Below are 21790 nucleotides of genomic sequence, written 5' to 3' on the forward strand. Positions count from 1 at the left end.
CATGGAGGCCCCTGATGCGTGCCTACGGTGTCACCTACGACACCGGCTTCCCATCTGCCGGAACCACCACCCACGAGCCCTTCGACCCGGACACGGTGCGCCGCGAAATGCAGATCATCCGCGACGAACTGCACTGCGACGCGGTCCGCATCACCGGAGGAGACCTGGACCGCCTTGAGACCGCCGCACACCACGCCGCCCGCGCGGGCCTGGAGGTCTGGTACTCGCCGTTCACCAACGGCCTCACCCAAGACGAGCTGATGACATTCATCGTCGACGGTGCCGAACGGGCCGAACGCCTGCGCCAGGCAGGGACTCGCGTCGTATTCCTCACCGGTTCCGAGATCAGCTTGCTCACCAGCGGATTTCTGCCCGGAGACAGCTTGGAGGAGCGGCTTGGCATGATGGCCGAGCCCGCGCGGCTGCGCGCCGCGCTCCCCGAAGTGCCCGCCCGCGTCAACGCCTTCCTCACCCGAGCCGTCGCCGCGGTGCGCGAACGGTTCGGCGGCCCGGTCAGCTACGCCTCCCTGCCCTTCGAAGGTGTGGACTGGGCTCCGTTCGACATGATCGCCACCGACGCCGGATACCGCGACGCGGCCACCGCGCACGGTTTCCGTGAGAGCCTCCGCGCGCAGACCTCGCAGAGCAAGCCGTTCGCCGTCACCGAGTTCGGCTGCGCCACCCACCGCGGAGCCGCCGCTCTGGGCGGACGCGGCGACTCCATCGTCGAATGGGACGAACGCGCCCGCCCCGCCCGCCTGACCACAGCCGTCATGCGGGACGAAGAAGAACAAGCCGAATACGTGCGCGAGCTCCTCGACATCTACCACGAGGAGGGCACGGACACGGCATTCGTCAACACGTTCGCCCGCCGGGACCTGCCGACGGCCTCCGAGCCCGAACGGGACTTCGACACCGCCAGCTTCGGCATCGTCAAGATCCTGGAGCACGGCCGCACAGGGACGACCTATCCGGGGCTGCCGTGGGAACCCAAGGCCGCCTTCCACGCCCTGGCCGAATACGGACGCGCCAGGACGGCCGGGACCGAAGAGAGGACGATGACGTGACGCTGCCAACCGCGAAGCTCGGAAGGACCGGGTTGCAGGCGAGCCGCCTCGGCTACGGAGCGATGGAGATGCGCGGGCCACAGGCGTGGGGCAACCCGATAAGCGACGATCAGGCCCGCACGGTATTGAACACGGTCCTCGACTCGGGAGTGAACCTCATCGACACCTCACCGGACTACGGCGACGCCGAGGAGCACATCGGCCGCTGGATCTCCCACCGGCGCGACGAGTTCGTCCTCACCAGCAAGTGCGGCTGCCCACTCGCCGCGGACGGTGACCCGTGGGCGGTTCCGCCGCACGTCTACACCAAGGCGAACGTCCGCGCGTGCGTCGAGCAGAGCCTGCGCCGGATGCGCACCGACCACCTTGACATCTTGATGGTGCACATGAGCCCGAGCGTCGCCGAGATGCAGGCCGAGGACACCATCGCCGAGATGCAGGCCCTTCAGGACCAAGGCGCGATCCGCTTCACCGGCATGTCGGGGAATCTGCCCAACCTTCCGGAGCACATCGCGATCGGGGCGTTCGACGTCTTCCTCCTCCCCTACTCGGCGCTCGACCGCTCCCACGAGGAACTCATCAGCGCCGCCGCGGCAGCCGGCGCGGGGACGATCGCGCACGGCTCAATCGCCCGCCCGCTCATGGCTCCGCCCGAGGCCATACCGGAGCCGATACGCCGGCCGCTCGCCGACCGCCATGCGCGACTCGCCGCCGCCAACCTGGACGATCTGGCGGACGGCGCCTCGACGATGGAACTCCTGCTCCGCTTCATCCTCACTCACCAGGATCTGCACTCGCTGATCGTCGGCTCGACCCAGGTAACGCACGTGCGGGCCAACGTCGCAGCCGCCCAGAAGGGTCCACTCCCGATGGACGTGTACGACGCACTGCGGGACCGCCTCAGCGCGAGGTAGGAGGGGTGCCGGTAAGAATCACGTTATGAGCCCCAAACCGCGTTGATCTTGTGGTCTTTGTCGAGCGCCACCTGAACTCCAGCGAGCGCGTCATCGGCCTTCAGTGAGTTCGGCGGCGCCCCGGGCGCGCCCGGGCGTCGGCGGCGTGGACCGAGCGCTGGTTGCACTCGGTTGCTACCGACGCAGACGAAGGAGGAACGGTCCCGGCTTCCACCCGGACGCCGCCGCCCGGCGGCGGGCGATGGCCGCCAACGGTGCCCGCAACCAGAGCCGGGCAGACCGCCTACGAGCTCGGTCTTGCCTTCGGCATCGCCGCCACCGGCAGCGTGATGGCAGCCGGGTACCGCGACCACGTGCAGGCCGCCTCCCCGGCAGGCGCGCCCGCAGACGTGGTGAGGGAGGCGGCTGGCAATCTCGGCCGGCCATCGCCGAACGCCTCCCCGGCGAGTTCGGCGAGGCGATGGCTGCAACCGTGCGCAACGCTTTCGCCTCCGGACTGCACGCCGCCGCGATCATCAGCGGCGGGCCGGCTGCAGCGCTGCTTGTGCTCGCGCTTCTGCTCCTGCGGCGCGTCGCACCCACCGGCACCCGAGAAACCCCTGCTGCACAGGAAGTCCCGGCCGACGGTGCTCTCGCCGATGAGCTCGCGCAGGAAGTCATCGAAGGCACCGAACATGTGGAAATGCAGGCGCCCAGACGGCGAAGACCCAGCGCTACCCCGACACCCTCGAACAGGCCCGCGCCGAGTACACCGCCCCTATAACCTCGCTGACCCGCGAATCATCCCCTCAGCGCCGACAACCAGGGCGGACAGTCCCTTCCCTCTCGGCACGCAACACCACATCACCGCAGTTCAGGGCCGGGTTCGTTGGATTCTGCCCCGTTGCTACCGGGGCCCCTGCCGGGACACCGGCAATCCCTGCGTGGGCAGACCCATGCCGTCCGCAACGGAACTCCCCGGCTCGCGCTGGCACAGGTCAGTACCGCCGGGATCCCTATCACCGCCGGTTGACCGGCCCGGCATCGAGGGGGCCGGAGTAAATCAAGCGATTGCTTGACATGCTTGCGATCGTGGACCTAGTGTTGCGGCGCCCGTACCGATTTCCGCGTGCCGTCGGACGCCGGCACTGACGCGTAGGAGAGAAGATGGATCTTGGGCTCTCAGGGCGGTGCGCCCTGGTAACAGGTGCGAGCGCCGGTATCGGCATGGCGACGTCGCGCATGTTGGCCGCTGAAGGAGCACAGGTCGTTCTGGTCGCGCGACGGCTTGACCTTCTTGAGGAACTCGCGGAGGAGATCGCGGCCGAGGGCCACCCGCGACCCCTCTGTCTGGCAGCCGACCTTACCGACCCGAGCGCGGCGGTACGGTTGAGGCGGCAAGTGGAGGAACGCCTTGGCCTACTCGACATCCTGATCAACAACGCCGGGCGCGCCGAACCTGCGGGCGCCGACCTCGACGAGGCGCTGTGGCAGAGTCAGTTCGAACTCAACTTCCACTCCAAGCGGCGGTTGGCCCAGGAATTTCTGCCCCTTATGGCGGCAGGCGGCCAGGGGCGTGTCGTGAATCTCGTCGGCATCCTTGAGCCCGTCGCGGTGTCGGCGGCTCAGGCGGCGGTCGCGGCGTGCATTCTCTGGGCCAAGGGGTTCTCGCGTACGGTCGCATCGCAGAAGGTCACCGTGAACTGCGTGGCGCCGGGGCGAATCGACAGCGAGCAACTCCGCACCCACTTTCCCACGCAGGAGGCCCGGGAGGAGTTCGCCCGCAAACTGATCCCCGCCGGTCGGTTCGGGACTGCCGAGGAAGCGGCCGCGCTCATCGTGTTCCTCGCCTCGGGGCCGGCAGGTTACATCACCGGAGAGACCTTCACCGTCGACGGGGGCATGCACCGGTCCATCTAGACCTGTGCGGCTGGAGGATCTGAACCTGGACCTGGCAGGGCGCGGGTGAGGGCCAAGGGCACCCGTGCCACGTCACGCTGCCGATGGTGCGGGAGTTGCTCGACGCCGGTGAGGACGGCTCAACTTTCGAGGGGATCCAGGCCCGCTGGGCGCTGAACCGAACTCTGCTGCCGGAGTCACCGAGATTCGGGCCAGCGACTGTCCGCACGGGTCTGGTTTCCGGAAAATGGCGTGATGGCCTCCGGCGCAATGCCGGAGGCCATCACGATGTCCGCTCGAAGCCGAGCGGTCTCAGATGAGGTTGGTCTTACTTAAAGCTGCGCAGGCGCAGGCTGTTGCCGACCACGAAGACCGAGGAGAACGCCATCGCGGCTCCGGCGATCATGGGGTTGAGCAGGCCGAGTGCGGCCAGCGGCAGGGCGGCCACGTTGTAGGCGAAGGCCCAGAACAGGTTGCCCTTGATGGTGCGCAGCGTGCGGCGCGACAGCCGGATGGCGTCGGCGGCCACCCGCAGGTCGCCGCGGACCAGGGTGAGGTCGGAGGCCTCGATGGCGGCGTCGGTGCCGGTGCCCATGGCCAGGCCCAGGTCGGCCTGAGCCAGTGCCGCGGCGTCGTTGACGCCGTCGCCCACCATGGCCACCGACCTGCCCTCGGCCTGCAGGCGCTTGACGACGTCGACCTTGTCGGCGGGCAGCACCTCGGCGATCACCTCGTCGATGCCGACCTCGGCGGCCACCGACCGGGCCACGGTCTCGTTGTCGCCGGTGAGCAGCACCGGCCTCAGTCCCAGCGCTCGGAGATCGCGGATGGCCTCGGCCGAGGTCGGCTTGACCGTGTCGGCCACCACCAGCACCGCGCGGGCCTTCCCATCCCAGCCGGCCGCGACCGCGGTACGGCCCGCCGCCTGAGCCGCCTGCAGTTTCCGTTCCAGTTCCACCGGCAGGTGCTGTGACCACTCGGCGAGCAGTGCGGGGCGGCCCACCAGCACGGCGTGCCCGTCGACGATGCCTTGGACGCCGAGGCCTTCGAGGTTGGCGAAGTCCTCGGCAACGGGCAACTCGCCCACGCGTTCGGCGGCGCCCCGGGCGACGGCCTGGGCGATGGGGTGCTCGGAGGCGTGCTCCAGGGCGCCGGCCAGGCGCAGCACCTCGGTGGCGTCCTCGCCGTCGGCGAGGTGGACGTCGGTGAGGGTCATCTTGCCTTCGGTGACGGTGCCGGTCTTGTCGAGCACGACAGTGTCGATCTTCCTGGTGGATTCCAGGACCTCGGGACCCTTGATCAGGATGCCGAGCTGGGCTCCGCGACCGGTGCCGACCAGCAACGCGGTCGGGGTGGCCAGGCCCAGGGCGCAGGGGCAGGCGATGATCAGCACGGCGACCGCGGCGGTGAAGGCCGCACCGGCACCGTCGCCGGTGCCGAGCCAGTAGCCGAGCGTGCCGACGGCCAGCGCGATCACGATCGGGACGAAGATCCCGGAGATGCGGTCGGCCAGCCGCTGCACGGCAGCCTTGCCCGTCTGGGCATCCTCGACCAGTTTGGCCATCTGGGCGAGCTGGGTGTCTGCGCCGATGCGGGTGGCGCGGATGAGCAGGCGGCCACCGGCGTTGACGGTGGCGCCGGTCACCGTCTCGCCGGGACCCACCTCGACCGGCACCGACTCGCCGGTGAGCATGGAGGCGTCGATGGCGGAGGAGCCCTCCTCGATCACGCCGTCGGTGGCGATCTTCTCGCCGGGCCGGACCACGAACCGGTCCCCGACCTTGAGCTGATCGGAGGGGATGCGGACCTCCTTGCCATCGCGTAGCACCGCGACGTCCTTGGCCCCCAGTTCCAGCAGGGCCCGCAGCGCGGCGCCGGCGCGGCGCTTGGAGCGGGCCTCGAAGTAGCGCCCCGCCAGGATGAACGCGGTCACGCCCGCGGCCGCCTCGAGGTAGATGTTGCCCGAGCCGTCGGTGCGCTCGATCGTGAACGCGAACGGGTGAGTCATACCCGGGGTACCCGCGCTGCCGAAGAACAGCGCCCACAACGACCAGCCGAGCGCGGCGATGGTGCCGAGCGAGACCAGGGTGTCCATGGTGGCGGCGCCGTGGCGCAGGTTGGTCCAGGCCGCCCGGTGGAAGGGCCAGCCCGCGTAGGCCACGACCGGTGCGGCCAGGACGAGCGACAGCCACTGCCAGTTGGTGAACTGCAGCGCCGGGATCATCGCCATCGCGATCACCGGCACGGCGAGCACCACCGCGGTGACCAGCCGCTGGCGCAGCGGCCGAAGTTCATCGGCCGGGTCGGTCTGTGATCCGTCCTGCTGTGTGCCGCTGTCCGGCTTCACAGGAAGCGCGGCGGTGTAGCCGCTCTTCTCGACTTCGGCGATGAGATCTTGCGGATCGACGCCTTCGCCGAAGGTGACCTTGGCCTTCTCGGTGGCGTAGTTGACGGTCGCGGTGACGCCGTCGAGCTTGTTGAGCTTGCGCTCGATCCGGTTGGCGCAGGACGCGCAGGTCATGCCACCGATCGAGAGTTCGACCGTGCCTTGCGGTCTGTCGTCGGTGAGGGGAGACATCACCTGCTCCTTTCGCTCGTCATGCCAGAGGTCAGTGGTTGTGATCGCCGTGGGAGGCGGACGCCGATGGGATGGCCGTCGGCGTCGGGCTTGAGGTGGTGGCCGGCGTGGGGAGTTCACCGGCGCGGGCGGTGAAGGCGGCGGTGCGCACGGCTCCCTCGTGCTGGAAGTCCAGGAACAGCCGGTAGTCGCCCCGGCTGGGTACCTCGGCGTAAAAGGTGATCTCCGGGCCGGAGGGCGTTTTGCCGTCGCCCGGCTCTCCGTCGGGGTGCACGTGCAGGTAGGCCAGGTCTCCGGCGCGCAGGGCGACCAGGTGACCGTAGGCACCCAGGTAGGGCTGCAAATCGGTGACCGGGCGGCCGTCCTTGCTCACCTTCAAAGTGAGCTTGCTGGAGGCACCCGGGGTGAGTGCCCCGTCGAGCTCTACGATGTAGCCGTCGACCTTGGACGTACGGTTGGCCGCCGGCAGCGCCTTGGGCTTGTAGACGCCGTCCGCGTGCAGGTCGGCACCAAGGGTCAGGCCGGTGCCACCCTCGGGGGCGAAGTCGGCGAACACCCGGTAGGCGCCCGCTTCGGGCAGTGTCAGCTTCACCGACCACACGCCGTCGCCGGTCAGCTCGGGGTGCAAATGCTGGAAGCCGCCCAGATCGCGGGAGACCACAATGAAGTGCAGCTTCTTGTCATGCAGCGTCTGGTAACCGGTGACCGGGTGACCGTCGGGGCCGGTCACGGTGAACCGGAGGTCCGCCGGCTCGCCGGGCGTGACGGTCGTCGTCTCGAGGGTCAGGGTGTAGCCGTCCTGGGACACTTGAAGCCCTCCTGGGATGGATGCCGCGGTCACTGCCTGGCTGGGAGTCGGCTGTGCGTGAGCTCCATGACCGTCGGCCGTCTGGTTCGGGGGTAGGGGCGTATGGGTCTGGTGGCCGTTGGCGGCGGGCGGCGTTCCGGTGGAGCCCACCGCGGTGCCGGCTCCAAGAGCTCCACCGAAGATCACAACGAGCCCCAGGGCGTAGGCGCCGAGCTTGACGGGTGTGTTCATGACGGAGCCACCACTTCGTATCCGGCTTCTTCGACAGCGGCCGTGATCATGGCGTCGTCGATGGGGCCGTCGCTGTCTACGGTGACCAGGCCGGTGGCCAGGTCCACGGTGACACCGGTGACGCCCGGGACCTCGGTGACTTCTTCGGTGACCGAGCTGACGCAGTGGTCGCAGGTCATACCCTTGACGGTGTAGGTGCTGGTGGTGGCCATGCCGGCCCTCCTCTTCATGCGTGGATCCGTGTGCTGATCAGGATGGTTATGGGTGGGGTCAGGAGCGGACAAGGCGGGCGATGGCGTCGGAGGCTTCCTTGATCTTGGCTTCGGCCTCGGGCCCGCCCTTGGCGGTGGCTTCGGCCACGCAGTGCGCCAGGTGCTCTTCCAGCAGGGATAGGGCGAAGGACTGCAGGGCCCGGTTGGCCGCTGAGACCTGGGTGAGGATGTCGATGCAGTACTTGTCTTCCTCGACCATCCGCTGCAGCCCGCGGGCCTGACCTTCGATCCGGCGCAGCCGCCGCAGGTGATCCTGCTTGGTGTCGGCGTATCCATGCATTTGTCCCCCTGTGTTCAGCTTTACATCTCTTCTAACACTATACCCCCCTATGGTATTCCGGGTGGTTGGTGAATCGGATGCACCGTGGGGAGAGCGGAAGGGGGCGTGCCGGGGCACGCCCCCGAACCGTGTCAGGCGCGCGCCGCTTCTCGCTGCGCGTCGGTGTCGGTGGGCGTCGGCTTGGCCTTGCGCATGAGCAGCAGGGTGAGCACGGCCCCTATGGCGGCCACGGTCCCGGCGCCGATGAAGGCGCCTTGGAATCCGTCGGTGAGCCTGGGCAGATTCCCCAGCTCAGCGGCGCCCTGGGAGGTGGCGATCGCGGTCATGACGGCCAGGCCCAGAGCCGAGCCGACCTGGTAGGTGGTGTTGACGATGCCGGAGGCCAGCCCGCTCTCCTGTGGCCGCACCCCGGACATGGCTGTCATCATCGCGGGGATGTAGGCCAGGGACATGCCGACTGCGGCGATCAGCGAGGCGGGCAGCACGTCGGAGATGAACGCCCCGTCCGGACGGACCAGAGACAGGCCCGCCACCCCGGCGGCCAGGACGAGCAGGCCACCGGCGATGAGCGGCTTGGCACCGAACCGGCCGAGCAGTCGGGCGGTGATGCCGATCATGAAGATCATGATGGCGATGGTCATCGGCAGTAGCGCCGCGCCGCTGGCGAAGGCGCCGTAGCCGAGAACCTGCTGCAGGTAGAGATTGAGGAAGTACCACATCGGGATCCAGGCGGCGCCGAGCAGCGCCATCGCCAGGTTCGCGGTGGCCAGGCCGGGGGTGCGCCAGATGCCCAGCGGCATGAGGGGCTCGCGGACGGTGCGCTGGATGACCAGGAACACGATCAGCAGTGCGACGGCTCCGGCCAACTCCAGCAGCGTCGCAGCCGAGCTCCAGCCCTGCTCGGGAGCGCGCACGATGGCGTAGACGGCCAGGGCGATGCCCGCGGTGACCGCGATGGCGCCCAGCACGTCGACCGAACCGCGCTTGCCCTGGACGGCAGGCAGTAGAGCCGGGACCGCGGCCAGGGTGGCCAGGCCGATCGGCACGTAAACGATGAAGACCCACGGCCAGCTCAGATACTCGGTGATGACGCCGCCGAGGAACACGCCGGCGGTGCCGCCGGCCGGGGCGGCGGCGCCGTACAGGGCCATGGCCTTGCCCAGCTCGCGCGGATTGTGTCCGAAGAGCATCATGAGCAGGGTCATCGAGGCCGGGGCGATGAGCGCGCCGCCGACCCCTTGGACGCCGCGGCCGAGAATCTCCACCCAGGCGTTACCCGCCGCCGCGGCGACGATGGAGCCGGCGATCAGGATGATCCAGCCGGTGGTGAAGACCTTGCGGGCGCCGAACAGGTCCGACAGCCGGCCGCCGAGCAGCAGCAGACCGCCGAAGGCGATGACGTAGGCGTTGAAGACCCACTGCAGGCTGCCCTGGGAGAAGCCGAGGTCACGCTGCATGTCGGGCAGGGCGACACCGATGATGGAGGTGTCCATGATGACCATGAACTGCGCGGCGGCGAGCACGATGAGTGCTTGCCACCTGCGTGGATTGACGGCGTTCATGCCGCACTCCTGATTCCGCACATCCCCGCCGGGTGGCAGGATGTGTCATAGGGGGTTGGGTGTGATTCGACTCGGACCGGCCCCGCAGGTGGGCGTGCACGCCAATGCACGCCCACCATCTGTCTGCTCAGGTGACGTTCCTCTAGGAGGCGCTGACAGGCGAGGTCTCGACCAGGGCGTAACCTGCCTGCTCCACCGCCGCGCGGATCTCCTCGTCAGAGAAGCCGGCTCCGCTGACGGTGACCGCGCCGCTGGCCAGGTCGACCTGGACGCCGGTGACGCCGCCGACCTTGCCTATCTCAGCGGAGACTGAGGAGACACAGTGTCCGCAGGTCATCCCGCTGACCTGGTAGGCGGTTCCGCCGCCGGTCTCCACCTGCGCGGAGGTGGAGGTCGCGGTGCCGCACGCACATGCCGTGCACATGAGGTTCTCCTCTCGCTTGTACCCCGGTGGGGTACCTCGATGTGTGACCTTAACATACCCCCTAGGGGTTTAATTCCGGTAGAGGAATCCGATTTCACGGATGAGGTGGATTGCGGCGAACCGCCCCCAGATGGTCCGGACGTGCACAGCACTGTGATCACCAAGTCCGCGGAGGGGGTGCTCAACGGCCCAGACATTGCCGGGAGCGGGGCACCCGGGCTGTCCGCCAGGCGCAGGGACTGGGACTCATGAGGCACCTGCCGCAGTGCGCCGTCCCCCTCGGCCGGCGGGCACGCGACTGCTGCCGGTGGAAGCCTCCGGCAAGGCCTTCGACGCCGCGTTCCTGCAGATGACGGCCGCCCGCCATCGGGACACGGCCGCGATGGCCGAAACCAAGAAGACCGCCGGCTCCTACGTCCCTGTCAAGGACCTGTGCGGGGCTGAGGTCATCGCCGCCTCGCAGGGCGAGGAGATCGACCAGATGAACGCCCCGCTCGGCGCTAGGCCCCCCTGTCCTGGCCCGGTGCCGGGCCGCGTCGTTCGCGCGTCCCCGGTGTCCCGGCAGTGCTCCCTCTTGGCAATTGATACCCCCTAGGGGTATATTTCCGGCGTGGGCGTCATCAGACGGGCCCACGATCGAAAGGGATATGACAGGCCATGGACCACTCGACCCACGACCACAGCACGCACAGCCCGACCGGAAACGGCCACGCCGGACACGCGGGAGCGCACGGCGGCTCCTCCTGGCGCACCGCCGCCCAGGCGACACTGCACTGCCTGACCGGCTGCGCCATCGGCGAGGTCCTCGGAATGATCATCGGGACCGCGGTGGGACTGCACGCGGGCGCCACCGTCGCGCTGTCGATCACGCTCGCCTTCGTCTTCGGCTACGCCCTCACCATGCGCGGCGTCCTGAAGGCGGGCCTGGACATGCGCCAGGCACTGAAGGTCGCCCTGGCCGCCGACACCGTCTCCATCGCGGTCATGGAGATCATCGACAACACCGTGATGCTCACCGTGCCTGGCGCCATGGACGCCGGTCTGGCCAGCGTCCTGTTCTGGGCAGCCCTGACCTTCTCCCTGGCGCTGGCCTTCGTGCTGACCGTGCCGGTCAACCGCTGGCTGATCGCCAAGGGCCGTGGGCATGCAGTCGTCCACGCCTACCACCGCTGACGTATCAGGTCCGCGGCGTGACCTTATCCTGGCCGCGTTCGCCGAGTCCGGGGGTGGCGGCGGTGGCGGCCAGGGCGAGGGAGAGGTGAGGCGGCCGGGAGCGATGAGGGCGCGGGCGTGGGGGAGGGGCGGCAGGAACCCTTCGAGGGTGTCGGGATGGGGGACGTCGGAGCTGCGGGTGCCGATGATGGCGCCCGCAGCTCCACCACCGCGGTCGGCGACTCGCCCTCGCTCGTCCGCGGCGGCCGGTGGTCAGGAAACCAGCGTGATCTCGGGATAGCGCTGGTCCGGCATGTCGAACAGGTGTGTGGCCTGCCCCTTGAGATGCAGGTCGAAGAAGGCGGTGATGTAGGCACGCTGCGCTGCCACCGACCGTGCCGGATCGATCGTGCCGACGAGATCCTTGACCTGGGGCAGCATGACCTGCAGGTCGGTGAACGATCCATGCGCCGCGCCGGCCAGTCTCAGCTCGCGCTTCCACCCGCTGGAGGCGTTCCAGAAGGACTTCCAGGTACGGTCGCCTGCCCGGGTGTGCGCCTGGGCGGCGAACTGCAGGAACGGCCTGCCCACCCCTGTCCGTGCTATGGGCCCCACGTAGGAGCCGTCGAGGTTGACGCCCGCGTCGATGCGAGGGTCGTCGTGGGCGAGCTGGGCGGCCACGGATCCGCCGATGGACTGGCCGAGCATCCCGATCTTCGAGAGGTCCATGACACCGCGCAGTCCGGCGATCTTGTCGAGGCGGTCGAGTACGAACCTCATATCCGCCAGGCGGATCTTGGCATGCTTTCTGAGCAGCTTCGCGATGACGTTCGGCGTCAGCTTCGACGGCAGCGGGACGGCCCGCTCGACCCTCCCTCCGGGGAACTCGACCTGATCGGCCTCGTAGGTGTGATCCACGGTGACCACCAGGTAGCCACGGCTGGCCAGCTCCTCTACGAGCACCGTGCCGAGGGTCCGCGGTCCACCGTCCCCCGGCGCGAACAGTACCACCGGCAGCGGCCCGGCCTTTCGGTCGACCGGCGCCCCTTCCCGGGCGTGGGTCGTCGTGGCAGCCCAGTCCATGCTGCCCTGTTTGATTCCCATCGCGGGTGCCGAATGCCGGTCCCAGTCGGCCGCCGCCATCTGTGACATGTGCGGTGCCAAAGGACGATCGGAGGGGCCGGCCGGATACCAGAGGCTCACCATCAGCTCCCGATACGGCCGCGCCTTCACCAGCGGATCCCGCCGCGACGAGTCCACCAGCCGCAACGCACGAGTGCCGATCGAATACCGCCCCGTGGGGGCAGGCAACGTCAACCTGGTGGCAGGGGCGGAGGAAACGGCGAGCCTGGTGGCTGCCTCGGCGATCGTCGCGCCGCTGCCGGAGAAGGCGTTGGCGGGGTGGGCTGTCAACGGGATGGCGGCGGTGGTCGCGAGGGCGAGCGAGGCGATGGCCACGCGGCGGCGCGTGAATGTGGTGGTCGGCATGTGGTCGGCTCCGTTCTCGATGCGTAATCGCGGTTCAGGAGCCTTCCAGCGGTCTTCCGGCCCGCACGAGCGGCAGGGAGCTGATCCGGCCATACGACTTCGGGCTGACCCTCCTCCCGCAGGAGGAGAGAATTCGGGCCGGTAGGTCGCTTAGTGTGGCGGTATGAACGGCCGGCCCTGGATGCTCGACGCCCTGCTGGCCGCCGCGATCTTCCTCGTCACCCTTGGCCCCGGCCAGGTTCTGCGGGGCGGTCTTGAGGTTGTGCTCCTCCAGGCCGGCCTTGTGCTGCCCCTGGTGTGGCGGCGGCGCGCCCCGCTGACGGTGTTCGCGTTGATCGCAGCGGTGGCAGGCCTTCAGTGGCTGGCCGGTGTGCAACTGCCCGCCGACGTGGCGCTGCTGGTGGCCCTGTACAGCGTCGGCACGCACGCGACGTGGCGGCGCACGCTCGCGGCCGCGGCGGTGGTCGAGGCCGGGGCGGTGCTGGCCTCGGCACGGTGGGCGCCAGAGGGGCGGTTCCTCCTGTCGGTGGTGGCGTTGACGGCGATGACTGCCGCCGCGGCCGTCACCGGCACGAGCATGCGGACCAGGCGTGCCTACCTCGCCGCGCTGGAACGCGACCGCGACCAGCGGGCCCGGCTCGCGGTCGCCGAGGACCGGGCTCGGATGGCACGCGACATGCACGACATCGTCACCCATAACCTCTCCGTCATGATCGCTCTCGCTGACAGCGCCCACTACGTCCGCGCCAGCGCCCCGGACAAGGCGGCCGCCGCCATCGGCCAGATAGCGGAAACCGGCCGCCAGGCCTTGGCCGACATGCGCCGTAGCCTCGCCCTGCACGCCAATGACCACGAGCCGGATGCTGCCGATGGGACGGGATCGCGGGCGGCCGACGACCTGCGGCGGCACCCAACGCCCGGTCTCGCCCAGCTACCGGCCCTGGTCGACCGGCTGCGAGCCGCCGGGCTCGCAACCAGCCTCCAGGTGTACGGCGACGCCGCCCAGATCCCGGCCGCCGCCCAGCTCACCGTCTACCGCCTGGTCCAGGAAGCCCTGACCAACGCGCTCAAACACACCTCGCCCGGAACCCGTGCCGAGGTCCGGGTCGAGGTCTCGCCCGAGGCCGTCACCCTGGAGGTCACCAACAACGGCACCACCCCGGCAACCATCGGCGGCGGGCACGGCATCAAAGGCATGCGCGACCGGGTGGCCGCCTACGGCGGGACCTTCTGGGCAGGTCCGTTCCCGGCAGGAGGCTGGCAGGTATCGGCTCGGCTGGATCTCACCGCACCCCACCAGGGGATGCTCCAGGAAGGCTCGCGAGGCGGGAGCGCGGCGTGACGATTCGAATCCTGCTCGCCGATGACGAGTCGTTGCTGCGCATGGCCTTCACGATGGTTCTCGAGATCCAGCCCGACATGTCGGTGGTAGGTGAGGCCGCCGACGGCGCCCAGGCCGAACGCCTGGCACGTCAACTCCACCCCGACGTCGTCCTCATGGACGTTCGGATGCCGGGCACCGACGGCATTGAGGCCACCCGCCGGATTGTCCGTGACTGCCCGCAGACCCGAGTGCTCATTCTGACCACCTTCGACCTGGACGAATACGCCTTCGCGGGCCTCAAGGCAGGCGCGTCCGGCTTCCTGCTGAAGAACTCCCGCCCGGACGATCTGCTGGCCGCCATCCGCAGCATCGCCGGCGGCGACGCGGTGGTGTCCCCGAGGATCACCCGCCGCCTGCTGGAGAACTTCGCCCCGCAACTGCTCAACGGCGGCGGTCCCGGTCAGGACGAACGACTCGCCCGCCTGACCACCCGCGAACGCCAGGTGCTCATCCAGGTAGGCCGCGGCCTGTCCAACGCGGAGATCGCTGCGGCCCTGCACCTGGCCGAAGCAACCGTGAAGACCCACTTGGGCAGAATCCTGGACAAACTCCAGCTACGCGACCGGGTGCAGGCCGTGGTTTTCGCCTACGAGTCCCGCCTCATCCAGCCGGGTTGACCAGCCTGTGCGGGGCCCGCTCCGATGGCCGGGGGCGATGAACGACAGCAGCTCGTCGGGGACGTCGCGGCCCTGGGCGCGGAGCTCGCCGATCGCCTTGCCGTAGTGCTCGGTGGTCCAGGTGATCGCGGCGTTGGTGAGCAGGGTGAGGCGCCACGGCATCCATCACCTCCGGGTCCAGGGCGCGCATGATGACGGGTGACCTCCACCTGGTCGTCGCTGCCGGGTCGCACCCAGCATCAAAACCGGGTCACCCCGACGACCGGTGGATGGTCCCGCTCCCGGGGGCGTCACACGACGGCGACGGCGTCGATCTCGACGAGGAACCCGGGGCCCAGACCGGCGACGACGTGGACCGTGATGGCCGGGGGTGGGTCGGCCGGGTTCCACGCCTGCTGGAAGGCGGCAAAACCCTCGTTCAACGCGTGGCCGTCCACCACGGCGATGGACCAGTGCACGATGTTCGCCAGGCTCGCCCCCTCGCTCTCCAGGATGGTCGCGAGGTTGCGCAACGCCTGGCTGCTCTGCTCCCCGACCGTGGGACCGACGACCTTACCGTCGGCGTCGACGCCGTTCTGCCCGCCGACGTAGATCGTCTTCGTCGGCTGTTCGACCACGACGGCCTGGCTGAACGCCGGGCTGCGATGAAGCCCCTCGGGGTTGATATGCCGTACACCCATGCGTTGCCTCCCTTGACGATGAAACCAGTAAAAGAGGTTTCGTTTCGACACCAGTTATAGTGGTTTCATGCGAGTGAGTACAACCGGACGGACGCTGCACGACCCCAAGGGAGGGTCGTTCTGGTTCGATGCCGGTGCCGTCTGCCTGGACTTCGCCCACACGGGCGGCGAGGGCCGGTACGCGGTGTTCGAGACCCTCCACGAGCCCGCCGACCTAGGTGAATGGCTGGCCCAGCCGCCGCTGGCCGCGGTCATGACGGTCCCCGTGACGGCTCGCGAGCTGACCGCGGCCAAGGCCCTCCGCCAGGCGATCTGGGACGCGGCGCACGCCAGGGCGGCGCGTCGCCCCCTCCCCACCGGGGCGGTCGCGGCCATCAACCGGGCCGCGGCCGCGGCGCCGCTGGTCCCCGAGCTCGCCGCCGGCGGCACGACCGCGGGGTGGGCGTCGCCGGTGCGGGCAACGCAAGCGCTGTCGACGCTGGCGCGGGAGATGATCGAGCTGCTGTCCGGGCCGCTCTCCGGGCGCATCCGCGAGTGCGCGAGCGACGACTGCCCGCTGGTGTTCGTCGACTCGTCCCGCCCCGGCGCTCGGCGCTGGTGCGCGATGGAGCGCTGCGGCAACCGCCACAAGCTCCGGGCTCTCCGCGCCCGGCGGGCCATGAACCCGTGACGCAGCCGCAAGCTGTTGTCCCAGCTCGTACGTGCCCGTTCCCACTGACTTCCCATGGGGCCGATCGATGGCCTCGTGGCGGCGGGCCGGAGGTGCCCGGCGAACGCCTACGCCCGTTTCGGACCTTGAGTTCTCAGTTCAGGCCGTGCGGCGCTGGGCGTCCGGACCGCCGCGAGCAAGGTGCGGTCTGCGACGTTGCGGGAGAATGGGGTGTGTGAGCCGTAGTTCGGCGGTCCGTTCCTGTGCCGGCTGCGGCGGCTCGCTGCCTGCGGGGTCGCGCAGGGCCTGGCCGGCCGGCCCCGCTCAGTCCTGCGGTTTGCGCCAGGTGATGCTGTAGCGCAACAGCAGGTGACGGCGGTACCGGGAGCCGGGCAGGATCTCGGCGGCCAGCGCTCGCATCTGCGGGTAGGTCACCGGCGGCGGCCACACCATGGGGGACGGATGCTCCCAGTGGCCCTTCCTGGCGCGGTGGAAGGTACCGACGGCGACGCCGGCCAGGTCGCGCGGCAGGTCGTTGGGCATGGTGCTGCGGGCGAGGCCGACGATGGCCAGGACGCCGCCGGGGCGCAGCAGGTCGCGCATGCGGGCCAATCCGGTGGCGGCGTCCATGTGGTGCAAGGTGGCCACGGATGCGACGACGTCGAACGAGGCGGGCTCGAAGGGATGGGTGAGGAGGTCGCCGAGGATGTAGTCGACGTCGTCCGGGTGCTCGCGGGCCTGGTCGATGCTGGGCGCGTCGAGGTCGATGCCGGTGACGTGCGGCACGGCCCGCCGCAGTTCACGGGCGAGCATGCCCTCGCCGCAGCCGACGTCGAGGGCGCGCTGGGCGCCATCGGGGACCGCGCGGAGGATGCGGGGGTGGTAATGGATGTTGTGGTTCCATCGCCTGCCGTCACTACCTGGACGCCCTCGGGTCATGATGGCCGCCCGCCGAACTGCCAGTTGTGCACCTCGATGTCGGCGTACCGGTCCGGGGTCAGGATGGCGCGTGCCGTGTCCGGGTCCGGCGCCCGGACCAGCGCCGCCGTGCCCAGCCAGGTGGCGCCGTCGTCGGACGACAACGGCCCGTAGGCGATCAGCGCGTCCCGGTCGGGCGGCACGGCGAGGTCGGCGGCCTGCCCCGTGCCGAGGCCGAGCACCAGGTACCGGTAGCCGCCGGTCCGGCCGCCGGGGAAGTCCCACATGGTGCGCCCCAGCGTGTTGCGCCACCGTCGCAGCAGCACGTCCCGGTACACGCCGGCCTGGTAGTTCGGCTCGTCGAAGGCGAACGCGCGGGCGGCGACGGGATCGGGCAGGTCGACGATGTGCACGCTGCCGGTGGGGGTGTCGCCGGCGAGGGTCGGGCCCCGGGCGATCATCTCCTTCGCATACCGGTCCATATAGGACCAATGCTCTTCCAGTAGCTCGTCGCGCAGCGCTACGGAGCCGGGCCGGTCGCGGTGGTAGCAGAAGAACTCCATGCCCATAGTCTTCACCTGCCAGCAGATCACTTCGCACAAGTCGTCCCGGAAACACAACGGCCCGCAGGTTCCTCAACCCCGATCTCCGACGGCGCGCTGCGGGAGAACATCACCCGTGCCACCAACATGGTCGAGTCCCGCGACGCCTTCGCCAAGTGGATCGGGTTCGGGACATCGCCGGTCACTACGCGATGCCCGGAGAGACGACGATCAGCGTGGCTGCGGCTGCTCGGGTGTGGTCGTGCGGTAGCCGGGTTCTTCGTGCCGCCGATGTTCATGGGCGTGGAACGCGGCCCAGCACGTCAGCAGGGCCACCGCGAACGCGGGCAGCCAGGCCAGCCGGGCGAACATCCAGGCTGGACTGTCCGGGACGGTGTGCAGGCCGGGCAGGGCCCGGCCGGCGAGCAGGCCGAGCGCGGTGACCGCGATCATGGCGGTCTGGTGCCAGAGGAAGATCGTCATCGCCGACAGGTTCGCCAGCGCCACGAATGCCCAGGCGGCGGGCCGCGACAGCGTCCGGCGCAGCGGGCCGAGCAGCAGTAGCGCCGCCCCGCACTGGGCGAGGCCGAAGGCGACGGCCGCGAGGGTGGGGGGAGACTGGTTTGAGATCCGGGCGCCCGGCACCCCCACCATGGAGGCCGGGTAACCGGCCCACAGGACGAGCGCGGCGGTAGCGGCGGTGCCGCCGAGCAGCAACGCCCACCCGGTCGTACGACCGTGCAGGTGGTCGCGGGCCCAGGCAGCGCCCAGGCAGTACGGCACCAGCCAGCCCGCCGCCACGTTGACCCAGCCGATCCAGGCGGGTCCCCCTGCGCCGAACCGGACCAGGTCGACGAGTGCGACGATGGCCAGCGGCCACCCCGGGTGCAGCCGGGCGGCCAGTGGGGTCGCCGCCGTCAGAGCGGCGAAGACCAGCAGGAACCACAGCGGCGACCACACCAGTTTGGCCAGCGTGTTCACGGTCGCGACCTCGGCTCCGAGGGCGAGCATCGAGGCCGCCACCAGGATCCAGACCGCCGTCACGGCGGCGACCGGGCGGAGCAGGCGGGCCATCCGGGTGCCCAGCCAGCGCCCGTAGGTGGTGTTGCGGGCGCGGGCGGAGGCATGGCTCCGGGCGGCCATCTGCCCGCCCACGAGGAAGAAGATCGCCATCGTCTGGAAGATCCACGACGCGGGGGCCAGGTAGGGCATGTGCCGCAGCGGGCTGGCGACGCGCACGGTGCCGCTGTCGGCGACCAGCGCGGTCACCAGCCAGTGGCCGAGCACCACGCCGCCGATGGCCAGCGCGCGTAGCGCATCGACGGCCCGGTCACGGTCGGCCGGCGTCGACGCATCAAGGCGCTGGATAAGATCATGCACGGCTGCCCGCCTCGACAGGGTCCTGCCCGGAGACGATCCGAGCGACGTTCCGCAGCGACAGGGAGCCGGCGTTGAGATAGTCGCTGTGGCCGCCGTCACCAGCGGCGAAGACGCGGGTCCCGAAACGTGGGGAGATCGGATCGGTACCGAAGCCGAGGGTCGCGAAGGGCAGACGGAGTTGGACGTGCGGCACGTGGGCGATCCAGTCGCGACCGCCCCGGCCGGCCCAGACGGTCGCCCGGGTACGCAACGCGCTGACGTCGTCGGCGGTGACGCCGGGACTGCCGATTAGGACGATGCCGGCGACGTCCAGGCCGGGGGCGGCCCGGCCGCAGACCACGCTGCCATAGGAGCGGCACACCAGGGAGACGCGGGCGGCGGATTTGAGCGCGGCCAGATCCCGTACGAACGGGCGCAACGCGGCTGCGCCCTCGTCAGCGCGGCCGGCGGTGAGCGCTGCGAGGCTCACCGTGTTGGGAGTCCGGTAGCCGAGCCAGGCGATGACCGCGGACCGGCCGCCGAGCGCCTGGTGCAACCTGAGTGCGCCACCGCGCAGGAGCCCGTACTTGTCCAGATGGGTGTCGCCGCCGGGGACCAGCACGGCGATGCGCTCGGCCGTCGCCAGGTCGCCGAAGACCTCGGCGGCACGACCGCCGTCACGGCCGTCGAAGGACAGAAACCGGCGCGCGGGATCGGCCATGTCCCGCAGCATCCGGGCTCGCCATCGGTCACCGTGGTCGGCGGCCGTCCGTTCGGCGGCCAGGATGTCGTCCCGGCTGGCGGCATACCGTGCGGCCAGGGCCGCGGGGGTCGCGGCCCGCAGCGGGGCCGCGGTGGCGGGCACCGGCGCGGGGACGGCCGCGGGGGAGATCGCACCAGTCACCGGCATCGCCACCGCGGCGGCGATGGACGCGGCCAGCAGGGTACGGCGCAGGCGGGGCACGTTGGCGTTGATCACCCGGCCAACGGTGCCGCAGGCGATACCGCCGCCACATCGAACCGCCGTCGGCATTCGTGGCGGTACCGGTAGACCACGGTCCTACACCCATGGTCCGATGACGGGGTTCCGGACGCGTCGTTACGATCCTGGGTATGCACGTAACACCGCCCTTGCCGTTGTTGAAGCGGGTACCAACCGGCGCATGGACGGTCCTCGCCTGGTGGATGGGTCTGGTGTTCACGTTCCTCGTCCGGATCAGGCTCCCCGGCGAGTCCGGGCCCGCCAAGCTGGCCGGTTCCTTCTTCTATCAATGGGATGGGTTGACATTCCTGGCGGTGGCCACCGCGCTGGCGCACCTGGCCGGAGCCTTGCTGCGCCGGCGGCCGTTGCCGGCCCTGGGACTGCTGCTCGCCGCCGCGGTCGTCGCGTGTGTTCCGCTGGGTGTGGCCGAGATCCCCTTGGCGCAGTTCCTGGCGGTCGATGTCGCGCTGTACTTCATCGCGGCCGAGCGCACGCGCCGGACCGGTGTCATCGCCCTGCTCGGTGCCCTCACCGTGCTCGCCGGCTATCTGACGACCCGGCTGCTGTTCGGCTGGATCGTCGGCACCTCGGCGGAGCTGGCGGTGGCCATGACGGCGGTCATCGCCTGGCTGGTCGGCCATTCGGTACGCCAGGCTCGCGAGCACGCCGAGACGCTGGTCGCCACGGCCACCGCCCAGGCTGTCACCGACGAACGGCTGCGCATCTCGCGTGAGCTGCACGACACGGTCGCCCACAGCATCGGCGTCATCGCCCTGCAGGCCGGCGCCGCCCGGCGGGTCATCGACACTCAGCCGCAGCGGGCGGGCCAGGCGCTCGGCGAGATCGAGACGGTCGGACGGGAGACGCTGTCCGGATTGCGCCGCATGCTCGGCGCGCTCCGTCACGTCGAGCAGAGCCGGCCGCTCGATCCGGCCCCCGGCCTGGCGGACCTCGACGAGCTTGCGGCGAGGACGACCGACGCCGGCGTCCACGTCGAGGTGCTCTGGTTGGGCGAACGCCGTCCGCTGCCGCCCGAGGTCGACGTCTCCGCCTACCGCGTCATCCAGGAGGCGATCACCAACGTCGTCCGCCACGCCGGCGCGAGCCGGTGTCGGGTGTCGGTGGAGTACCGGGACGACGAGCTGGCCGTCGAGGTCCTCGACGGCGGGCGAGGCTTCCACAAGGCAGAGGGCGGTTACGGCCTGGTCGGGATGCGGGAGCGAGTCAGCATGCTGCGGGGAAGCTTCTCCGCCGGACCGCGTCCCGAGGGCGGCTTCCGGGTGACGGCCCGCCTGCCCCTGCCGGCGGCAGTGCGATGACGGTCCACATCGTCCTGGCCGACGACCAGCCGCTGATCCGCGCCGCCCTGCAGATGATCATCACCGACGCCCCCGACCTGGAACTCGTGGGCGAGGCCGCCAACGGGCACGAAGCCGTGCGCCTGGCCGAGGAACTGCGTCCCGACGTCGTCGTGATGGACATCCGCATGCCCGGCATGGACGGCATCGAGGCCACCCGGCTGATCACCAAAGGCCCCGGCCAGGCCCAGGTCATCGTCTTGACCACCTTCGACGAGGATGACCACGTCTACGGTGCGCTGCGCGCCGGTGCCTCCGGATTCCTCGTCAAGGACATGGCCCTGGACGATATCCTCACCGCGATCCGGGTCGTGGCCGCGGGCGATGCCCTGATCGCACCGGGCGTCACCCGGCGGCTGATCGAGACGTTCGCCGACCGCCCCGCCCCCGGTCCCGCCCCCGGTCCCGCACCGCGGGAGCTGGAGAGCGTCACGGAGCGCGAACGCGAGGTTCTCACTCTGATCGCGCGCGGCTTGACCAATACGGAAATAGCCGCCGAACTGGTCATCAGCGTTGCCACCGTCAAGGCGTACGTGGGCCGGCTGCTGACCAAGCTCGACGCGCGTGACCGGGTCCAGCTCGTGATCCTCGCCTACGAGGCGGGCCTGGCGTCACCGTCGAAGTGATCGAAACGACCGCCTCCCGCT

Annotated in this window: 24 protein-coding genes; 10 read left to right on the plus strand and 14 right to left on the minus strand. The window is 70.0% G+C overall.

Annotated features, from left to right (window positions below; all coding sequences use genetic code 11):
- The first annotated feature begins 14 nt into the window (after positions 1-14).
- Positions 15-1067: a glycoside hydrolase family 113 protein gene (locus ABT061_RS37115; RefSeq protein ID WP_350926951.1), complete on the plus strand. Its 1053-nt coding sequence runs from the start codon at positions 15-17 to the stop codon at positions 1065-1067.
- Positions 1064-1981 carry an aldo/keto reductase gene (locus ABT061_RS37120; protein ID WP_350926953.1) on the plus strand — a complete coding sequence of 306 codons (918 nt, stop codon included), beginning with the start codon at positions 1064-1066 and terminating at the stop codon, positions 1979-1981. Before ABT061_RS37115 ends, ABT061_RS37120 begins: the two co-directional genes overlap by 4 nt.
- Before the next feature lie 283 nt (positions 1982-2264).
- Here ABT061_RS37120 and ABT061_RS37125 read toward each other — a convergent pair whose 3' ends face one another.
- On the minus strand, positions 2265-2657 hold the full coding sequence (locus ABT061_RS37125) for a hypothetical protein (RefSeq protein ID WP_350926955.1): 393 nt from the start codon (positions 2655-2657) through the stop codon (positions 2265-2267).
- Positions 2658-3127: 470 nt separating this feature from the next.
- Between ABT061_RS37125 and ABT061_RS37130 the strand changes: the two genes are divergently transcribed.
- On the plus strand, positions 3128-3880 hold the full coding sequence (locus ABT061_RS37130; protein WP_350926957.1) for an SDR family NAD(P)-dependent oxidoreductase: 753 nt from the start codon (positions 3128-3130) through the stop codon (positions 3878-3880).
- 307 nt (positions 3881-4187) lie between these two features.
- On the opposite strand, the gene ABT061_RS37135 is transcribed toward ABT061_RS37130, so the two are convergent.
- From ABT061_RS37135 to ABT061_RS37160, 6 genes are all read right to left on the minus strand, one after another.
- A complete protein-coding gene (locus ABT061_RS37135; RefSeq protein WP_350926959.1) occupies positions 4188-6437 on the minus strand; it encodes a heavy metal translocating P-type ATPase in 2250 nt (749 codons plus the stop codon).
- A 31-nt stretch (positions 6438-6468) separates the two neighbouring features.
- Entirely contained in the window at positions 6469-7476 is a 1008-nt protein-coding gene (locus tag ABT061_RS37140) for a DUF8832 domain-containing protein (protein WP_350926961.1), read from the minus strand.
- Complete coding sequence (locus ABT061_RS37145) at positions 7473-7688, minus strand: heavy-metal-associated domain-containing protein (RefSeq protein WP_350926963.1); 216 nt, start codon at positions 7686-7688, stop codon at positions 7473-7475. The genes ABT061_RS37140 and ABT061_RS37145 overlap by 4 nt, the downstream gene beginning before the upstream one ends.
- 58 nt (positions 7689-7746) lie before the next feature.
- Entirely contained in the window at positions 7747-8028 is a 282-nt protein-coding gene (locus ABT061_RS37150; RefSeq protein ID WP_350926965.1) for a metal-sensitive transcriptional regulator, read from the minus strand.
- Between the two features lie 131 nt (positions 8029-8159).
- The gene (locus ABT061_RS37155; protein ID WP_350926967.1) at positions 8160-9590 is read right to left on the minus strand and encodes an MFS transporter; all 1431 of its coding nucleotides are present in this window, start codon (positions 9588-9590) and stop codon (positions 8160-8162) included.
- A 142-nt stretch (positions 9591-9732) separates the two neighbouring features.
- A complete protein-coding gene (locus ABT061_RS37160) occupies positions 9733-10014 on the minus strand; it encodes a heavy-metal-associated domain-containing protein (protein WP_350926969.1) in 282 nt (93 codons plus the stop codon).
- 265 nt (positions 10015-10279) lie between these two features.
- On the opposite strand from ABT061_RS37160, the gene ABT061_RS37165 reads away from it, so the two are divergent.
- Positions 10280-10609, plus strand: coding sequence for a DUF305 domain-containing protein (locus ABT061_RS37165; RefSeq protein WP_350926971.1), 330 nt, complete (start codon positions 10280-10282; stop codon positions 10607-10609).
- A gap of 62 nt (positions 10610-10671) precedes the next feature.
- Positions 10672-11187 (plus strand): DUF4396 domain-containing protein, encoded by a 516-nt coding sequence (locus ABT061_RS37170; RefSeq protein ID WP_350926973.1) that lies wholly within the window; start codon positions 10672-10674, stop codon positions 11185-11187.
- A 252-nt stretch (positions 11188-11439) separates the two neighbouring features.
- On the opposite strand, the gene ABT061_RS37175 is transcribed toward ABT061_RS37170, so the two are convergent.
- Complete coding sequence (locus ABT061_RS37175) at positions 11440-12654, minus strand: alpha/beta hydrolase family protein (RefSeq protein ID WP_350926975.1); 1215 nt, start codon at positions 12652-12654, stop codon at positions 11440-11442.
- Positions 12655-12817: 163 nt separating this feature from the next.
- Between ABT061_RS37175 and ABT061_RS37180 the strand changes: the two genes are divergently transcribed.
- Together ABT061_RS37180 and ABT061_RS37185 are read left to right on the plus strand one after the other, a co-directional pair.
- Positions 12818-13996: a sensor histidine kinase gene (locus ABT061_RS37180; RefSeq protein WP_350926977.1), complete on the plus strand. Its 1179-nt coding sequence runs from the start codon at positions 12818-12820 to the stop codon at positions 13994-13996.
- Positions 13993-14655, plus strand: coding sequence for a response regulator (locus tag ABT061_RS37185; protein ID WP_350926979.1), 663 nt, complete (start codon positions 13993-13995; stop codon positions 14653-14655). Before ABT061_RS37180 ends, ABT061_RS37185 begins: the two co-directional genes overlap by 4 nt.
- Here ABT061_RS37185 and ABT061_RS37190 read toward each other — a convergent pair.
- Complete coding sequence (locus ABT061_RS37190; RefSeq protein WP_350926981.1) at positions 14593-14817, minus strand: Tn3 family transposase; 225 nt, start codon at positions 14815-14817, stop codon at positions 14593-14595. The two genes, ABT061_RS37185 and ABT061_RS37190, sit on opposite strands and share 63 nt — an antisense overlap.
- Positions 14818-14945: 128 nt before the next feature.
- Positions 14946-15335, minus strand: a complete 390-nt coding sequence (locus ABT061_RS37195) for a RidA family protein (RefSeq protein WP_350926983.1) — start codon at positions 15333-15335, stop codon at positions 14946-14948.
- A 67-nt stretch (positions 15336-15402) separates the two neighbouring features.
- Between ABT061_RS37195 and ABT061_RS37200 the strand changes: the two genes are divergently transcribed.
- The gene (locus ABT061_RS37200) at positions 15403-16005 is read left to right on the plus strand and encodes a CGNR zinc finger domain-containing protein (protein WP_350926985.1); all 603 of its coding nucleotides are present in this window, start codon (positions 15403-15405) and stop codon (positions 16003-16005) included.
- Between the two features lie 303 nt (positions 16006-16308).
- Here the strand turns inward: ABT061_RS37200 and ABT061_RS37205 are convergent, their stop codons facing one another.
- The 4 genes from ABT061_RS37205 to ABT061_RS37220 form a co-directional block, all read right to left on the minus strand.
- Positions 16309-16923 (minus strand): class I SAM-dependent methyltransferase, encoded by a 615-nt coding sequence (locus ABT061_RS37205; protein WP_350926987.1) that lies wholly within the window; start codon positions 16921-16923, stop codon positions 16309-16311.
- Complete coding sequence (locus ABT061_RS37210) at positions 16920-17471, minus strand: YciI family protein (RefSeq protein WP_350926989.1); 552 nt, start codon at positions 17469-17471, stop codon at positions 16920-16922. Before ABT061_RS37210 ends, ABT061_RS37205 begins: the two co-directional genes overlap by 4 nt.
- A gap of 204 nt (positions 17472-17675) precedes the next feature.
- Positions 17676-18824, minus strand: coding sequence for an acyltransferase family protein (locus tag ABT061_RS37215; protein WP_350926991.1), 1149 nt, complete (start codon positions 18822-18824; stop codon positions 17676-17678).
- Complete coding sequence (locus ABT061_RS37220; protein WP_350926993.1) at positions 18817-19782, minus strand: alpha/beta hydrolase; 966 nt, start codon at positions 19780-19782, stop codon at positions 18817-18819. Before ABT061_RS37220 ends, ABT061_RS37215 begins: the two co-directional genes overlap by 8 nt.
- Positions 19783-19916: 134 nt before the next feature.
- Here ABT061_RS37220 and ABT061_RS37225 point away from each other — a divergent pair, with 134 nt between their 5' ends.
- Both ABT061_RS37225 and ABT061_RS37230 read left to right on the plus strand, forming a co-directional pair.
- Complete coding sequence (locus ABT061_RS37225) at positions 19917-21104, plus strand: sensor histidine kinase (RefSeq protein WP_350926995.1); 1188 nt, start codon at positions 19917-19919, stop codon at positions 21102-21104.
- Positions 21101-21769 (plus strand): response regulator, encoded by a 669-nt coding sequence (locus tag ABT061_RS37230; protein WP_350926997.1) that lies wholly within the window; start codon positions 21101-21103, stop codon positions 21767-21769. Before ABT061_RS37225 ends, ABT061_RS37230 begins: the two co-directional genes overlap by 4 nt.
- Positions 21770-21790: the final 21 nt, after the last annotated feature.

It is taken from the genome of Streptosporangium sp. NPDC002544 (assembly GCF_040295965.1).
GTDB lineage: Bacteria > Actinomycetota > Actinomycetes > Streptosporangiales > Streptosporangiaceae > Streptosporangium.

Coding starts and splice junctions, on each gene's coding strand:
- ABT061_RS37230 (WP_350926997.1), top strand. CDS start 21,101: ATGACGGTCCACATCGTCCTGGCCGACGACCAGCCGCTGATCCGCGCC.
- ABT061_RS37115 (WP_350926951.1), top strand. CDS start 15: ATGCGTGCCTACGGTGTCACCTACGACACCGGCTTCCCATCTGCCGGA.
- ABT061_RS37225 (WP_350926995.1), top strand. CDS start 19,917: ATGCACGTAACACCGCCCTTGCCGTTGTTGAAGCGGGTACCAACCGGC.
- ABT061_RS37175 (WP_350926975.1), bottom strand. CDS start 12,654: ATGCCGACCACCACATTCACGCGCCGCCGCGTGGCCATCGCCTCGCTC.
- ABT061_RS37135 (WP_350926959.1), bottom strand. CDS start 6,437: ATGTCTCCCCTCACCGACGACAGACCGCAAGGCACGGTCGAACTCTCG.
- ABT061_RS37180 (WP_350926977.1), top strand. CDS start 12,818: ATGAACGGCCGGCCCTGGATGCTCGACGCCCTGCTGGCCGCCGCGATC.
- ABT061_RS37130 (WP_350926957.1), top strand. CDS start 3,128: ATGGATCTTGGGCTCTCAGGGCGGTGCGCCCTGGTAACAGGTGCGAGC.
- ABT061_RS37205 (WP_350926987.1), bottom strand. CDS start 16,923: ATGACCCGAGGGCGTCCAGGTAGTGACGGCAGGCGATGGAACCACAAC.
- ABT061_RS37160 (WP_350926969.1), bottom strand. CDS start 10,014: ATGTGCACGGCATGTGCGTGCGGCACCGCGACCTCCACCTCCGCGCAG.
- ABT061_RS37195 (WP_350926983.1), bottom strand. CDS start 15,335: ATGGGTGTACGGCATATCAACCCCGAGGGGCTTCATCGCAGCCCGGCG.
- ABT061_RS37210 (WP_350926989.1), bottom strand. CDS start 17,471: ATGGGCATGGAGTTCTTCTGCTACCACCGCGACCGGCCCGGCTCCGTA.
- ABT061_RS37155 (WP_350926967.1), bottom strand. CDS start 9,590: ATGAACGCCGTCAATCCACGCAGGTGGCAAGCACTCATCGTGCTCGCC.
- ABT061_RS37125 (WP_350926955.1), bottom strand. CDS start 2,657: ATGTTCGGTGCCTTCGATGACTTCCTGCGCGAGCTCATCGGCGAGAGC.
- ABT061_RS37190 (WP_350926981.1), bottom strand. CDS start 14,817: ATGCCGTGGCGCCTCACCCTGCTCACCAACGCCGCGATCACCTGGACC.
- ABT061_RS37150 (WP_350926965.1), bottom strand. CDS start 8,028: ATGCATGGATACGCCGACACCAAGCAGGATCACCTGCGGCGGCTGCGC.
- ABT061_RS37170 (WP_350926973.1), top strand. CDS start 10,672: ATGGACCACTCGACCCACGACCACAGCACGCACAGCCCGACCGGAAAC.
- ABT061_RS37145 (WP_350926963.1), bottom strand. CDS start 7,688: ATGGCCACCACCAGCACCTACACCGTCAAGGGTATGACCTGCGACCAC.
- ABT061_RS37140 (WP_350926961.1), bottom strand. CDS start 7,476: ATGAACACACCCGTCAAGCTCGGCGCCTACGCCCTGGGGCTCGTTGTG.
- ABT061_RS37200 (WP_350926985.1), top strand. CDS start 15,403: ATGCGAGTGAGTACAACCGGACGGACGCTGCACGACCCCAAGGGAGGG.